Source organism: Streptomyces sp. NPDC127114 (assembly GCF_042677525.1).
Classification (GTDB): domain Bacteria; phylum Actinomycetota; class Actinomycetes; order Streptomycetales; family Streptomycetaceae; genus Streptomyces.
The window spans coordinates 158,398-173,073 of the sequence record NZ_JBHXTJ010000009.1; the positions used below are offsets into that span (position 1 = coordinate 158,398).

The following is a 14,676-nucleotide window of genomic DNA, read 5'->3' on the forward strand; positions in this document are numbered from 1 at the left end:
ACCGACCATGCTCTCCCCCCTCACCCACGACGACCCCGCCGCCATCGCCTCGTACCGCCTCCTCGCCCGGCTCGGTTCCGGCGGCATGGGTACGGTCTATCTGGCGCGCTCACCGGGCGGCCGTACCGTCGCCGTGAAGACGCTGCACGCCCGCCTGGCCGCCGATCCGGCGTTCCGTAGCCGGTTCCGGCTGGAGACGGACGCCGCCCGCGTCATCGGCGACCGGCACGCCGCGGCGGTCTTCGACGCCGACCCGCTGGCCGACACGCCCTGGCTGGCCACGGAGTACGTCCTCGGTCCGCCCCTCGACGACGCCGTCGCCCTCGCGGGACCGCTGCCCGAGCCCACGGTCCGCGCCCTGGGCGGCGCGCTCGCCGGCGCGCTGCGGCAGCTGCACTCCTCGGACGTGGTGCACCGCGACCTGAAGCCGTCCAACATCCTCGTCACCGCCCACGGGCCCAAGCTGATCGACTTCGGCATCGCCCGCGCGGCCGGCGACGTGCACCTCACCACCACGGGCGCGGCGGCCGGCACGCCCGCCTACATGTCGCCGGAGCAGGCCTCGGGGCAGGAACACCCGCCGGCGGGCGACGTGTTCGCGCTCGCCGGCGTCCTGGTCTTCGCGGCGACCGGCCGGCCGCCGTTCGGCACGGGCGCCGCGGCCGACCTCCTCTACCGCGTTCGCTACGCCGACCCGGACCCGGTCGCCGTCGACGCCCTCCCGCCGTCCCTGCGCCCGCTCCTGACCGCCTGTCTCGCGAAGGACCCGGCGGCCCGCCCGACCACCGCCGCCCTGATCGACGCCCTCCACGACGGGCACGGCGAGTTCGCCGACCACCTGCCGGCCCCGCTGCTCACGGCGATCGCCCGCCGCGCCACCGACGTCTGGCACCCACACCCGCCCCGACTGCCGGCCCCGGCGGAAGACCCGTACGCGCAGATCCAGTCCCGGGACTCGTCCGCGACGGAGCACGCGCGGCGCCGCCCCGCGGGTGTCTCGCGCCGCGGGTTCCTCGCCCTCGGCGGCGGCGCGCTGCTCGCCGCCGCGGGCACCGGCGTCGGCGTCTGGGCCTGGTCGTCGCGCGAGGAGCCCGAGACGGGCGGGAAGCTGCCGACCGCGCCCCTGCTCGGGAAGGCCCCGGCCTCACTGTGGAGCGCGAACATGGCGACCCCGGAGAAGGAGGAGCGTTCCTTCCCCATGACCGTCGGGGACCGGGTCGCCCTGGTCGCCGGCGTGGGCGTCGTCTACTGCGACGTCGACTCCGGGAAGGCCGACGGGGTCTGTACGGTCGAGACGACACCGTGGACGGCCGTCGCGGACGACGGCGTGGTCCGGGTCGTCCCCCGCAGGATGGAGGACGAGCACCACGACCTGGTCGTGCGGGAGATCGACGCGAAGCGGTACCAGCTGCGCGGGTCCGGCATCAAGGTCAAGGGCCTCAACGCCAACATGTACGCGACCCAGTTGTTGTGCGCGTCCGGCGGCGTCCTGTACCTCGCGGGCGCCGCGGGGACGCGCGCGGCGATGCGCTCCCACCACCTCCTCGCGGTCGACACCCGCACGGGCCGGGAGCTGTGGCGTACGGAGGTGAAGAACCCGGAGAAGTACGACCGCCGTTTCGTCGCGGCCGCGGCGGTCCAGGGGGACCGGCTCGTCACGTTCGAGGTGGACAACGAATTCGCTGACACCACCCGGCTCGTCGCCCGTGACACGCGAACCGGTGCGGTGCGCTGGCAGAAGGACCTGGAGCTGGCCCCGAAGGCGGCCGCGGGCAGCCCGCCCTGCCTGGACGGGACCCATGTCTACACGGGCGGCACCAACCTCTCCGCCTTCCGGCTGGCCGACGGCATCGAGAGCTGGCAGCAGCGGATCTCCGAGACGGACCCTTTCTCGGCTCCGGTGCTCCGGGACGGAACGGTCTACGCCGTCGTGGAGCAGGGCGCGTACGCCGTGTCGACGGCCTCCGGGACGAAACTCTGGCAGGAGCGTCCCCACAAGGACAACCCCGCGCTCACGACGGCGGACCAGTGCCTCGCGGCGGGTCCGGGGCAGCTGTTCTACCGCTCCGAGCTCGGTCTCGCGGCGGTGGACCTGAAGAGCCACCAACGGTCCTGGGTCTACCAGACGGACGCCGACCACGTCGTCGAACTGCGCGAGAAGGAGCGGATGTTCGGAGTCGGCGAAGGCTTCCTGATCGCCCTCTCCCTGAAATGACCCCCGGGAGCCCCGCCCCTTCCTGCTGCACCTGCAGCCCTCCCTCAGCCCTTTCGCGACAGGACGTGACCTCCGATGAATCCCCTCGGCTTCGGCGACCCGCTGCGGCTCGGACCGTACCGTCTCCTCGGCGTGCTGGGCGAGGGTGGCATGGGCAAGGTGTACCTCGCCGCCGGACCGGACGGCCGCCCCGCCGCGGTCAAGGTCCTGCGGCCGGAACTCGCCCACGATCCCCACCTGGCCCAGCGTTTCGTACGGGAGGCCCACACCGCCCAGGCCGTCACGAGCCGCGGCGTGGCACGGGTCCTTGGTGCGGAGGTGGAGGGCGGGCGCCCCTGGATCGCGACCGAGTTCCTCGCCGGCCCCACCCTCGACGAGGCCGTGGCCCGGCACGGTCCGTTCGACGAGCAGGCCGTTCGGGCCCTGGCCACGGCGCTCGGCGAGACGCTGCGGGACGTCCACGCGGCGGGGCTGGTCCATCGCGACGTCAAACCGGCCAACATCGTGCTCACGGCGGACGGCCCGCGGCTGATCGACTTCGGCATCGCCCGCCCCGAGCACGGTCTCACCCTCACCACGACCGGTCAGATCCCGATCACCCCCGGCTACGGGGCGCCCGAGCAGGTGCTCGGCCGGCGGGTGACGGGAGCCGCGGACGTCTTCTCCCTGGGCGCGGTGCTCGTGTACGCAGCCACGGGCGTGCGCGCCTACGACGGTCCGCACGTGGCGGCCGTCCAGTACGCGGTGGTGCACGAGCAGCCGAACCTCGCGGGCCTGCCGCCCGCCCTCCATCAGCTGATCGCCCCCTGCTTCCAGCACGACCCGGCACTGCGTCCGGCGCCCGAGCAGATCGCCCGGGTCTTCGCCCCCGAGCGGAAGGCCCGCGACGTGTGGCGTCGGGGGCCGCTGCGCGAGGAGGTGAAGCGCCGGGAGGCCGAGATCCGCCGGCACACGGCGGCGGCCGCCACGACCCTGGTGGAGGCCGCCCCGAGCCGGCGTCGTTTCCTGACCGCCTGGGGCGCCGGCGGCGCCCTCCTCCTGGCAGGCGGCGGGGGCACCGCCTGGTGGCTGAACGGCCGGAAGGGCTCCGAACTGCCGCCGGCGGGCGACGCCCCGGATGCTCCGCTCATGGACATCGCGAACGCCGGCATCCGGCCCACGCCCCTGTGGGGTCCGGTCGAGAGCGCCGCGTCGGGCCCGCTCCCGACGCCGGTGGTCCTCCGGGACGTGGTGATCTTCGCGGCGCGGAACGGCGGACTCACGGCCCTGAAGGTGGTCGACGGCTCGACCAAGTGGACGCTGCCGGAACTCTCCGCCCGGTCTCGCCAGCTCGCGTTGAACGAGGACGATTTCGCCGCGGCCGACGAGTCGGGCCGGCTGACCGTACGCAACGCCTCCACGAGTGAGGAGAAGTGGTCGGTCGCCGACGCGGACGTCGCGTTCCTGCTCGCCGCCGCGCCTGAAGGGATCTACTTCCTCACCGGCAAGGGGCAGCTGCGCGCGGTGGACACCGCGGGCCGGAAGATCCGCTGGACGGTTCCCTCCACCGAGAGCTCCGTGAACACCACCGGCCCGCTCGCCGCCGTGGGGGCGGGCCGCCTCGTCCTCTCCGGCACCAACGGCGACCTCACCTTCCTGGACACCGCCACCGGCCGGGAAACGCGGCACGTCAAGGGCCAGTCGACGGAACCTCTCCAGCCTGTCGTCGAGGACGGCACCGTCTACGTCGGCGGCCGCACGCTCTCCGCCGTCGACCTCACCACCGGCAAGCAGCGGTGGGCCCTGGACAGCCACGGCGAATGGGGCCCTCCGGCCCTCGACCCCGACGGCCTGACGGTGACGAACGGAGGCCTCGTCTACCGCTACAAGAAGGACGGCACCCGCAGCGAACTGTGGATCGCAGACCTCAACAGCCCCTATCCGTCGATGCAGCCCCCGGTCGTCACGGGCGACGGCATCTGGGTGATCGAGGGCGACTTCGAGAACGCCGGGGTCTCCGGCTTCTCCAAGCCCGCGAAGGACCGCGTCTGGACCTACGAGCGCGACAACTCCGGCCCATGGGCGATGACGGCCGCCGGGAACAGGGTGTTCCTCATCAGCAAGGGCAAGGTGGTCGCGATGCCCACGTTCTGAGGCACGCCGGAAGGAACGGGGGCCGGGGCAGCAGCGAGCACCGGTCCTCTGCTCCCAGCCGGCGAGTCCGTCATGTCGCGTCGGTCAGCGCCGCCGTGCCCGCGCCAACGGCACGGCGACAGCCGCCCCGAGCAGAACCGCGGCCCCGACGCCGAGGCCGATCCAGAGGCCGGTGTTGTCGTCACCGTCCTTGGCCGCCGCCTGCGGAGCCGGAGCAGGAGCGGGTTCGGTCGTCGCTGACGGCGCGGCCGAAGGCGAGGCGGAGGCGGTCGGCTCCGCCGGCAGGTCCGGAATCGGCCGTACGTCGGCGGGGCCGGGGTCACCCGGGTCGGTCAGGGCGATCCGGGGTCGGATGGCCCCGTAACCGATGTAGTCGGTCCGCTCCTTGCCGCCCTGAGGCTTGCCGGCGGTGTTGAGCATGACGCGCAGGACCTGGTTGTTGGTCCAGTCGGGGTGCTCGGCCCAGATGAGGGCGGCGGAGGCGGAGGCCAGGGCGGTGGAGTTGCTGGTGCCGCTGCCGGTACAGAGTTGGGTCCCCTTGGAGCAGGCCTTGACGATGTTCTCGGCCGGGGCCGCGAGGTCGACCTGTGGTCCGGTCTGGGACTTGGCCCACCAGGCGGCATCCTTGTTCAGGCCCCCCACGCCGACGACGCCCGGGGTGGCGGCGGGGTAACCGACCTCGTTTCCCTTGTCTGCACTGTTGCCCACGCCCGCGAAGACGAGTTTGTTCTTCGACAGCGCGTAGCGAACGGCTTCCGCGAGCTCGGGCCCGGGCTCGTCACTATTGGCGACGGAGATGTTGATGACTCTGGCCGGAGAGTCGGCCGCGAATCGGATGGCTTTGGCCATCCCCTCGGAGAAGGTGTCGTCGACGCCGTTCTCCTGGTGCCACCGCTCCTGGTTGTAAGCAATGCGGATCGGCAGGATCTTGGCCTTCGGCGCGAGCCCGAAGGCCCCCTGCTGCGGCCCCCGAGCCCCCGTACCGGCGATCAACGTGGCCATGCTCGTACCGTGGTCATCGACGTCGTTGTTCTCGTCACCCGACATGCGGGAAAAGTCCTTGCCGGGAAGGACCTGGCCCCGGAGGTCGGCGATGGTGTCGTTGACACCGGAGTCGATGACCGCGACGATCACGCCCTCGCCCCTGCTGGTCTTCCACATCTCCTCGGCCTTCATCGCGTCGAGATGCCATTGCATGTCCCGTACGGACTCGGCGTGGGCCGGCGTGGTGCCGATGCCCAGCAGTGTCAGGGCCATCGCGGCCGCCCCCAGGGAACCGCGGCGCATGGCCCGTCCACTGCTGGTGCGCATCTGTGTCTCCGTGTCCTTCGGTTACGGGGTCAGTCGACGACCGGGGGGACGATGGGTCGCTTCTGGTTCTGCTGCCAGGTCTCCTCGTCCTCGACAAGGTAGTCGGGTCGCCTGCCGCGCCGCTCACCGTTACCGCTGTCGCCCGACCCTGTCGTGGCGCCACGCCCCGCGACCGGCCCGGTGCCCGTGCCGGGCCCGGACTGCCCCTGGCCGCTGCGCACGAGTCCCGAGCCGCCAGGGGTGAACGGCCGACCGCCGGACTGGCCGCGTTGCTGTGGCCGGCCTCCGACGACGCCGCCCTGCTCGGAGGCGAGGCGGCGACCGGCCGCCGTGCCGTTGCCTCCGCCGCTTCCGCCACCGCCGGTGTGCGGGACCGGGGAACCGCCCGTAACGGGGCGACCGTACGTGTGCTCGCCTCCGATCACCGTGCTGCGCGGTATGCCGGTCGCGCTGCGCCCGCCAGTGGTCGGCGGCACAGGACGGCCGCCGACGATGCCGTGTTCCTGCGGCAGGCGCGGCAGGGTGCCGCCTGGGCCGAGCGGACCGGGGCGCAGGGGCGGCAGCCCCTTCGCGGTGCCGGTTGTCGGCGGAAGGGGTGCAGGCACGCCGACGGGTCCGTTGGTGAACGTGGGCGGGATGAACTGGTTGCCGCCGGGGTGCGTCGGCCCTTCGGGCTTCACCGGCAACGGCGTGCTGGGGACGGTCGGGGCGTCGGGACGGGTGATCACGGCGTCGATGCCCATGTCGGCGGGAAGCTCCGGCAGGACACGGGTGGGGTCGGGCCGTGGGGGCCCGACGGGATCGACGGAGCCGATGGTCCGGCCGTCCGAGCCGCGGACGGTGCGCGTGTCGTCCGTGGAGTCGACTCGGCCACCGATGACATCACCGGTCTGGTACGTGCCTGTCGTCGAAGACCTGCCGGTCCGGGAAGAACTTCCCGGCATCTGGATGTACGCCTGCGAATCGACCCAGTCCTCGCCCAAGTACCCCGCCGGCGGCGGGAACACCGGCCGCTCGATGTTGTTCACCCGGGTGCCCTCGAACGTGTACGTCTGGCCGAGCGAGCGCAGCTTCATCATGGCCTCGATGCGCGTCCGCTCCCGGAGCGTCGCCGCCGCGTTCATCTCGTCCGTGGCGTCCCTGACCTCGGTCTTTCCCGCTCCGGGATCGTGCCTCGCGGCGTTCAGCGTCTTCTGGGCGGTCTCGTAGTCGGCCTTCGCCGAGGCGCTGGTCGTGGCGATGTCGTCCACGCCGCTGCGAGCCAGGGCCATGGCGTCGGAGGAGATGGCCAGGCATTTGCCGGCCTCTTTCGCGTACTCGGACAGGTGGCGCGTCGCCTTGGCGGTGGCGGAGGACCACTCTATGAAGGACTCGAACCCGGCACCGCTCCACTGCAGGTTCGCTCCTGCTCGCCGGTCCAGGACGTCGGCGATCTCCGCGATCTTGCCGGCCGCCTCGGCCAGCTTCACGGCCAGCGTGCTCGCGCGCTCATGCTGGATGGGCTTGAGCATGGCGAGCATCTGCTCGGTCGACAGACCGTCGAGCGGTGTCGACTTGGCCTCGGGCTTCTTCGGCTTGTCCTTACCCACGGTCGTTCTCCCCCGTCCCTGTCCTCGTTGCCGTCGTGTCCATCCGCTGCCTCACTAGTACCCCTGTGAGGTGCCGTCCTCAGCGGGCGTACCAGCGTTCTGGGCGCTCTCCCCCTGGGACCCGGCATCGTCCGAACCGGCCTTGCCGCGGCGGGCCTTCGCGGGGGGCAGGGTCTCCCGCTGCAGCTCGGTGATCTGCGCGTTCAGCGAGCCCATCCGCGCGCGGATGTCGTCGTCGATGTCCTCGTAACCGGTCTTGGCCAGAGCGATCGCGATCTTCATGCTCTCGAGCTGGAGGCTCAGGACCCGGGAGAACATGAGCAGTTCGGTCCGCACGACGTCGTACGTGGAGTAGAGGTACTCGGCCTCGTGGAAACCCGGCCCCGCGAGCGCGCCCTGCACGATCCAGTCCTCGCCGATGCTCTGCGGCCCCGCTCCGGACTCCTTGAAGCCCCGCAGCAGTTCGTCCACGTCCTGCTGCAGTTTGGTCAGCTCGGTGACCTCGTACGCCATGGCGGCCGCCGCACCACCGACCAAGGGCACCATGCCGTACGCCGCCGCGGCCGCGCCGCCTCCGCTGTCCACCGCCTCCACCATGACCCCTCCCCGTTCCGACTCGTCGGTTTCTCACTGTAGGCAAGACGACGGACAGAACACAGCTCCGGGTTGCACCGTCAACCGGCTTGTTCCCGCCATGAGTTGACGACAACACGCGCCCGCGTTCCGAACCCGTCAGGTCGGCCCGGAGGCCAGGCGCCTTCGCCGACTCCTTGGCCTTGTCGCAGCCGACGGAGGAAGGCCGACGTCAGGCCACCACCACCGCCGCCTGTGGCCGGATCGGGAGGCGGTTGACCGGGCGGCCCGTGGCCGCGCGGACGGCGGAGGCGATGGCGGCCGGGGAGGTCACCACGGGGACCGCGCTGGCGGGCTTGGCGCCGAAGGGGGCGACGACGTCGCGTTCCTCGACGAGTTTCACGATGCGGATGTCGGGGGCGTCCAGGGACGTGGGCAGGGCGTAGCCCGTCAGGTCGGGGCGGCGGACCAGGCCGCGGGAGGTGCGGAGGTTCTCGGTGAGGGCCGCGCCGACGCCCTGGGTGACGCCCGCCTCGATGCGGGTGGCCAGCTGGGCCGGGTTGAGGACGCGGCCGACGTCCTGGGCGACGGCCATCTCCACGACCCGGATCGCGCCCAGTTCCACGTCGACGTCCACGACCGCGCGGATCGCGCAGAAGGCGAGGCCGACGAAGGCGTCGCCCTGGCCGGACTCGTCCAGCGGCTCGGTCGGGTGGGGACGGCACTGGGCGGTGGCCCAGAGTTCCTTGCCGTCCATCGCCTCGGCGACCGTCGTCGACAGGACGCCGTCGTACGAGGTGATCTTGCCGTCGGTGATCTGGAGCAGCTCGGTCGACATGCCGAACTTGTGGGCCAGGGGCTGGAGGAGCTGGGTGCGGACCATCTTCGCGGCGCGCTCGACCGCGCCGCCCGAGACCCAGGTGTGGCGGCCGTGGGTGGCCGGGCCGGCCGGCGGCTGGTCGGTGTCGACCGGGGCCACGTGGACCTCGTCCACGCCCAGGGTCTCCTGCACGATCTGCCGGGCGAGCGTCGTGAAGCCCGAACCCGTGTCCACGGCCGCGCAGATGACCGTGGCCACGCCGTCCTGGACCCGTACCGTCGCCGTCGACACCTCGTCCGTGCCCTCGGCGCCCAGCATGTGCACCATGCCGATCGCGTAGCCGACGCCGCGCCGCACCGCGCCCGGCTCGCCCGCGCCGTCCGGCCCGCCGGGCAGCAGCCAGTCCTCCTCCGGGGAGTCCATGGGGAGGTCGGGGAGCGGGAAGTCCCTGACGGCTGCCAGGAGTTCGGCGACGGGTGCGGGGCAGGTCACGGTCTGGCCCGTCGGCAGGATGTCGCCGGTCGCCAGGACGTTGCGCATCCTCAGTTCCGCCGGGTCCATGCCCAGTTTCCCGGCGAGCTTGTCCATCTGCGCCTCGTACGCCGCGCACACCTGCATCGCGCCCTCGCCCCGCACGTGGCCGGACGGCGGGTTGTTGGTGCGCATCGCCCAGCCCTCGACGAAGGCGTGCGGGACGACGTACGGCCCGCAGGCGAAGGAGACGGCCGCCGCCAGCGACTCGGACGAGGAGTCCGCGTACGCACCGGCGTCCAGCAGGATCTGGGCCTCGACCTTCACCAGCCGTCCGTCGGCGTCCGCGTGGTGGCGGTAGCGCAGCAGGGTGGGGTGACGGTGGGCGTGGCCGAGGAAGGACTCCTCGCGGGTCGCGGCGAGCTTGACCGGGCAGCCGGTACGGAGCGCGAGCAGGCCCAGCGGGATCTGGAAGCCCGGGTCCTCACGGTCTCCGGTGGCGCCGGGCACGCCGGTCACGACGACCTTGACCTGCTCGGGCGGCAGCCCGAAGCAGGCGGCGGCCAGGTCGCGGTCGGTGTGCGGGTCGGTCGACGCCGTGTAGATCTCGACGCCGCCGTCCGGCCGGGGCACGGCCAGCGCGGCCTCGGCGCCGATCGGCGCGGTGTCCTGCCGGCCGATCCGGTACAGGCCCTCGACGACCACCTCGCCGGTCACCTCGGGGTCCCCGAAGCGCAGCGGAATGTGCCGGATCAGGTTGCCGTCGGGGTGCAGCGGCGCGGCGGCGAAGGCCTTCTCGGGGTCGGTGACCGGGTCGAGGACCTCGTACTCGACCGCGATGGCGGCGGCCGCGAGCCGCGCCGTGTCCGGGTGGTCCGCGGCCACGGCGGCGATCGCCTCGCCGTGGTGGCGGACGAGGTCGGAGGCGAAGACCGGGCGGTCGGCCACCTGCCGGCCGTACGTGGCGGCGCCCGGCACGTCGGCGTGCGTGACCACGGCCCGCACGCCGGGCATCTCGGCCGCCGCCGACGTGTCGATCGACACGATCCGGGCGTGCGGGTGCGGCGAGCGCAGGATCGCCGCCCACAGCAGGCCCTCGGCCCACAGGTCGGAGGCGTACGGGAAGGTGCCCTCGGTCTTCGCCCGCGCGTCGGCCTGCGGGAGCGAGACGCCGAGACCCAGGCCGAGGCCCTCGGGCTCCGTGGTCGTCGGGTCGCTGCTCACGCCGTGCCTCCGTCGTGCGGGTGGGGAATCTGGTGCGGGATACGGGCGGCGGTCTCGTCCGAGGGCGACGCCGACGACGCGGACTCCGCCGCGGCCTCCCGCCCCGCGACGATCTCGTTCACGGCGTCGAGGACGCCGCGGTAGCCCGAGCAGCGGCAGAGGTTGCCGCACAGCGCCTGCCGGGTCTCCAGCTCGGTCGGCGCGTGGTTGCCCTCGAGCAGGTCGTGCACGGTCATGGCCATGCCCGGGATGCAGAAGCCGCACTGCACCCCGCACTTCGCCAGGGCCCGCTGCACGTCGGACGGCTCGCCGTCCACGGCCAGCCCCTCGACCGTCCGGACCTCGGAACCGGCCGCCGTCGCCGCCGGGACCAGGCACGAGGCGACGAGCCGGCCGTCGACCTGCACGTTGCACGCGCCGCACTCGCCCTGGGAGCAGCCGTCCTTGGCCCCGGCGAGCCCGAGCCGCTCGCGCAGCACGTAGAGCAGCGACTCGCCGATCCAGGAGTCGGTGACGGGCCGGTCGACGCCGTTCACGCGCAGCGTGTACGCGGTGGTGGGGTGCTCGTCGCTGTCGCGACTGTCCCAGATGTTCGGACTGTTCTGGATGTCACCGATGTCCGCACGGTCGGCGGTGTCGGCGGTGTCGACGCCGTCCGCGCCATCCGCGCCCTCCGCGCTTTCGGCGCCCTCCGCGCCGCCGGCGCCGACGGTTTCGCCTGCGTGGGCCGCGTCGCCCGTATCGGGCTCCGGCTGCGGCTCCACGTCCACAGGCTCCGGTACGGGCACGGACACGGGTACGGATGCGGGCTCCGCCGCCTCCGTGACCGCCGCCTCCACCGCAACCGGCTCCGGTTCCCTGACCGGCTCCGGCTCCGGCTCCGTCACCGCCCACGGCGCCGGCGCGCCGCCCGGCAGGGTCGCGGGCGCGCTGCTCGCGTACTGCGCGAGCCGGGACGCCGTGTACTCGCCCGAGTCGTCGAGTCCGTCCGCGCCGTCCTCGACCGTCGGGATGGTCCACTGCCCGGTCGACCCGGGCGCGGGCTCGTACGCGGGCGCGGGCTCATATCCGGGCGCCGCACCCAGGGGTCCAGGCGCCCCGCCCGGAGCCGCCCCGCCCGCAGGAGCCTCGAACCCGCCCTCCTGCGCGTACTCGTGCGCGTACTCCTGGCCGTGCTCCCTCACGAGCCCCTGTACGTGCCCTGGCCCATGCCCCTGCCCGTGCTCCTGTACGGGCTGCCGCACGGGGCCCTGCACATGCTCCTGTACGTGCTCCGCCGCCACCGGCGGCTGCACCGGCCAGGTGCCCGTCGCCGACGGGTCCGCCGTCGCCAGGGGCGTCAGCGGAACGATCATCGGCGGCACGTAGCCGTGGCCCGGCGCCTCCAGCGGGATGCCGTCCAGCATGAAGTCGGGCGGCAGCTGCACGAAGGCCGTGGCGTCGCCGTCGTAGCCCTCGCTCTGCGGGATCGGCTCCCAGCCGCCCGTTCCGTGGCCCCCGTGGCCGCCGGAGCCCCCGTGGTTCCCCTGTGTCTCGTCGCTCACGACAGCGCCCTCCCCAGTGCCCGTCGGGACAGCGCGGCGACCGTGCGCCGCAGGTGCAGTACGGCGGGCGGCAACGGCTCGTCGCCCTCCGGGTCCGGGATGCACGCGGCGGCGACGTACTCGCCGAACGCCGTCAGCGCCTCCGGTGCCAGTCCCCGCTCCGCGTCCCAGTCCACCAGCGAGGCGATCCACTGCTCCGCCTCAAGGGGCCGCAGCGGCATCGGCGCGATCGCGCCGACCGCGCAGCGCACCCCCCGGCGCGCCGGGTCGAGGACGACGGCGACGGAGGCGGTGGCGCGGGCCGGGCCGGTGCGGCCGGTGGCCTTGAGGAAGACCTGCGGGGCGTGCAGCAGCGGGACGCGCACGAAGGCGACGAGCTCGCCGGGCGCCAGCATGTCGCGGCCGGCCAGAAGGTGGCCGACGGGCAGCTCGCGGGTGCCGAGCGGGCCCACGACGACCAGGTCGGCCTCCAGGGCGGCGAGCACCGGCAGGGAGTCGCCGGTGGGCGCGGCGGAGACGATGTTGCCGCCGAGGGTGCCCGCGTTGCGGATCTGCGGCGGGCCCGCGACGCGCGAGGCGGCGGCCAGGGCCGGGATGAGGGCCGCGAAGTCGGGGCGGCCCATCCGGGCGTGGGTGAGGCCCGCGCCGAGCAGGGCGTGGCCGTCCTGGTACTGCCAGCCGCGGATCTCGTTGATCCGGCCGAGTCCGACGAGTCCGGCGGGTCGCAGCTGCCCGCGGTTGACGGCGGCCATCAGGTCGGTGCCGCCGGCCACGGGAACGGCGGCCGGCATGGCCGTGAGCGCCGCCACGGCCTCGTCGAGCGAGGCGGGCAGCGTCACGGCTCGCGCCGCCCGTGATGCCGTCTGTGGTGCGTGCGTGGTCAACCCGCTGCCCCTTCCCGGTGTCCCGGTGATCCCCGACCGTCCCCGGCTGTCACGCCTGTGTCACGCCTGTGTGGGCGTACCGTACGTGCTCACAGCCCGGACGTGGCAACTCTGGCACATCTTCCGAGCCGTACGTCGCGAGGGTCCGCGAAGGACGGTTCCGTCCAGGATGCCGGGAGGCCCCGCCGGGGACCGGGACTTCCGTTTTGCCGCTCTTGGGTGACACCGGGGCGATAGGTGCCGTCACACGTTCGGGGGCGCCCCGTCGAGGGGACGGCCGAGGACGCCGGGGCGGCGCTGCCAGGGGCGGGGGCCGGAGGGCGGCCGGTAGTCGACGCCGAGGGCGTCGAGACGCCGGTAGTGGGCGGTCATGCGGCGCTCGAAGTCGGCGAGATCCCGTGCGTCGGGGGCGGGCAGCCGGGACCAGGCGACCTCGGCGAAGGCGGCGAGGCGGGGATGTGTCTGGTAGTCGACGCGGGCCCGGTTCTCCGTCACCTCGGTCCACAGGTTGGCCTGGGTGCCCATGACGTGGGCCGCCGCCGCTTCGGACAGGCCGGGCGGGACGGGCTCGAAGCGGTAGACGTCCGCGAGCGTCCGCACGTGACCGATGGGCATCGGCTCGTCGTCGCCGGGCGCCTGACGGTGGTCCAGGTAGACGTGCTGCTCGGGGCACATCACCACGTCGTGGCCGGCCTCGGCGGCGGCGATCCCGCCCGCGTAGCCGCGCCAGGAGGACACGGCGGCGCCGGGTGCGAGTCCGCCCTCCAGGATCTCGTCCCAGCCGATGAGCCGGCGGCCGCGCTCGGCGAGCCAGCGGTCGAAGTGCCGGACGAACCAGGACTGGAGCCCGTCCTCGTCGCCGACGCCCAGCTCCTTGATCCGGGCCTGGGCGGCGGGCGAGGCCTTCCACTGGTCCTTGGGGCACTCGTCGCCGCCGATGTGGACGAAGGGCGAGGTGTCCGCCGGGAAGAGGTCGAGGACCTCCTCCAGCACGCCCTCGTAGAAGCGGAGGACCTTGTCAGTGGGGGCGAGTACGTTCGGACTGACTCCCCAGGTGTCCCAGACGGAGAGGGCGGTGGTGTCGATGACGTCGGTGTTGCCGAGTTCGGGATACGCGGCGATGGCGGCCTGCGAGTGGCCGGGCACGTCGATCTCGGGGACGACCGAGATATGCCGGTCGGCGGCGTAGGCGACGATCTCGCGGATGTCGTCCTGCGTGTAGTGGCCGCCGTGCGGCGTCTCGTTCCACAGCGGCGACGCCCGGTGCCCCCACTTGCTCCGCGCCCGCCAGGCCCCGACCTCGGTGAGCCGCGGGTGCCGTCTGATCTCGACGCGCCAGCCCTGGTCGTCGGTGAGGTGCAGGTGCAGCACGTTCAGCTTGTGCGCGGCCATCAGGTCGAGTTGGCGCAGGACGTCGTCCTTGGGCATGAAGTGGCGGGCGACGTCGAGCATGAGGCCTCGCCAGGGGAAGCGGGGCGCGTCCGTGACGGTGACCACGGGCAGGTCCCAGTCGCGCTCGCCGCGCACCAGGCGCGCCTTGCGGTGGGCGTCGGGCCCGAGGAGCTGTCTGAGGGTCTGGGCCGCCCAGAACACTCCGGCGGGGCCGCCGCCCTCGACGGCGACCGCCACGTCGGCGACCGAGCCGTCGGTGGACAGCAGATAGCCCTCGGGGCCGTGCTCCCGCGCCACGTCCGCGCTGATCCGCAGCCGGATCGCGTGCGGGCCGGAGCCGTCGGCCAGCGGCAGGCCGGTCGCGGCGCCGAGCGTCGCCCGCAGCCAGCGGGCGGTGTCGTGGGTGCCGGGCCCCGCGTCGATGGTGGTGCGCTCGCCGAGGGAGAAGCAGCCGGGTGCGCCGGCGCGGACGTCCGCGGCGAGCGGTGCGGGAATCAGGTCCAGTTCGGAAAGCATCGGG

9 protein-coding genes are annotated in these 14,676 nt (G+C 73.4%); 2 read left to right on the forward strand and 7 right to left on the reverse strand.

The window, feature by feature from the left end; translation table 11 throughout:
- The first annotated feature begins 7 nt into the window (after nucleotides 1–7).
- Both ACFVGS_RS12630 and ACFVGS_RS12635 read left to right on the forward strand, forming a co-directional pair.
- Nucleotides 8–2,215 carry a PQQ-binding-like beta-propeller repeat protein gene (locus ACFVGS_RS12630; RefSeq protein WP_385692467.1) on the forward strand — a complete coding sequence of 736 codons (2,208 nt, stop codon included), beginning with the start codon at nucleotides 8–10 and terminating at the stop codon, nucleotides 2,213–2,215.
- Nucleotides 2,216–2,290: 75 nt separating this feature from the next.
- Nucleotides 2,291–4,348, forward strand: a complete 2,058-nt coding sequence (locus ACFVGS_RS12635; RefSeq protein WP_384408958.1) for a protein kinase — start codon at nucleotides 2,291–2,293, stop codon at nucleotides 4,346–4,348.
- An 84-nt stretch (nucleotides 4,349–4,432) separates the two neighbouring features.
- On the opposite strand, the gene mycP is transcribed toward ACFVGS_RS12635, so the two are convergent.
- The 7 genes from mycP to ACFVGS_RS12670 all read right to left on the reverse strand — a co-directional run bounded on the left by mycP (nucleotide 4,433) and on the right by ACFVGS_RS12670 (nucleotide 14,672).
- Nucleotides 4,433–5,659 (reverse strand): type VII secretion-associated serine protease mycosin, encoded by a 1,227-nt coding sequence (gene mycP, locus ACFVGS_RS12640; protein ID WP_385692468.1) that lies wholly within the window; start codon nucleotides 5,657–5,659, stop codon nucleotides 4,433–4,435.
- A gap of 29 nt (nucleotides 5,660–5,688) precedes the next feature.
- Nucleotides 5,689–7,248 carry a hypothetical protein gene (locus ACFVGS_RS12645; protein WP_385692469.1) on the reverse strand — a complete coding sequence of 520 codons (1,560 nt, stop codon included), beginning with the start codon at nucleotides 7,246–7,248 and terminating at the stop codon, nucleotides 5,689–5,691.
- Nucleotides 7,249–7,302: 54 nt separating this feature from the next.
- The gene (locus tag ACFVGS_RS12650; protein WP_384408952.1) at nucleotides 7,303–7,845 is read right to left on the reverse strand and encodes a hypothetical protein; all 543 of its coding nucleotides are present in this window, start codon (nucleotides 7,843–7,845) and stop codon (nucleotides 7,303–7,305) included.
- 208 nt (nucleotides 7,846–8,053) lie between these two features.
- Nucleotides 8,054–10,336 carry a xanthine dehydrogenase family protein molybdopterin-binding subunit gene (locus ACFVGS_RS12655; RefSeq protein WP_384408950.1) on the reverse strand — a complete coding sequence of 761 codons (2,283 nt, stop codon included), beginning with the start codon at nucleotides 10,334–10,336 and terminating at the stop codon, nucleotides 8,054–8,056.
- A complete protein-coding gene (locus ACFVGS_RS12660; RefSeq protein ID WP_385692470.1) occupies nucleotides 10,333–11,880 on the reverse strand; it encodes a (2Fe-2S)-binding protein in 1,548 nt (515 codons plus the stop codon). The genes ACFVGS_RS12655 and ACFVGS_RS12660 overlap by 4 nt, the downstream gene beginning before the upstream one ends.
- Nucleotides 11,877–12,764, reverse strand: coding sequence for an FAD binding domain-containing protein (locus ACFVGS_RS12665; protein ID WP_384408946.1), 888 nt, complete (start codon nucleotides 12,762–12,764; stop codon nucleotides 11,877–11,879). Before ACFVGS_RS12665 ends, ACFVGS_RS12660 begins: the two co-directional genes overlap by 4 nt.
- A 243-nt stretch (nucleotides 12,765–13,007) precedes the next feature.
- Nucleotides 13,008–14,672 (reverse strand): beta-N-acetylhexosaminidase, encoded by a 1,665-nt coding sequence (locus ACFVGS_RS12670; protein WP_385692471.1) that lies wholly within the window; start codon nucleotides 14,670–14,672, stop codon nucleotides 13,008–13,010.
- Nucleotides 14,673–14,676 lie beyond the last annotated feature (4 nt).

Coding starts and splice junctions, on each gene's coding strand:
- ACFVGS_RS12650 (WP_384408952.1), bottom strand. CDS start 7,845: ATGGTGGAGGCGGTGGACAGCGGAGGCGGCGCGGCCGCGGCGGCGTAC.
- ACFVGS_RS12630 (WP_385692467.1), top strand. CDS start 8: ATGCTCTCCCCCCTCACCCACGACGACCCCGCCGCCATCGCCTCGTAC.
- ACFVGS_RS12635 (WP_384408958.1), top strand. CDS start 2,291: ATGAATCCCCTCGGCTTCGGCGACCCGCTGCGGCTCGGACCGTACCGT.
- ACFVGS_RS12670 (WP_385692471.1), bottom strand. CDS start 14,672: ATGCTTTCCGAACTGGACCTGATTCCCGCACCGCTCGCCGCGGACGTC.
- mycP (WP_385692468.1), bottom strand. CDS start 5,659: ATGCGCACCAGCAGTGGACGGGCCATGCGCCGCGGTTCCCTGGGGGCG.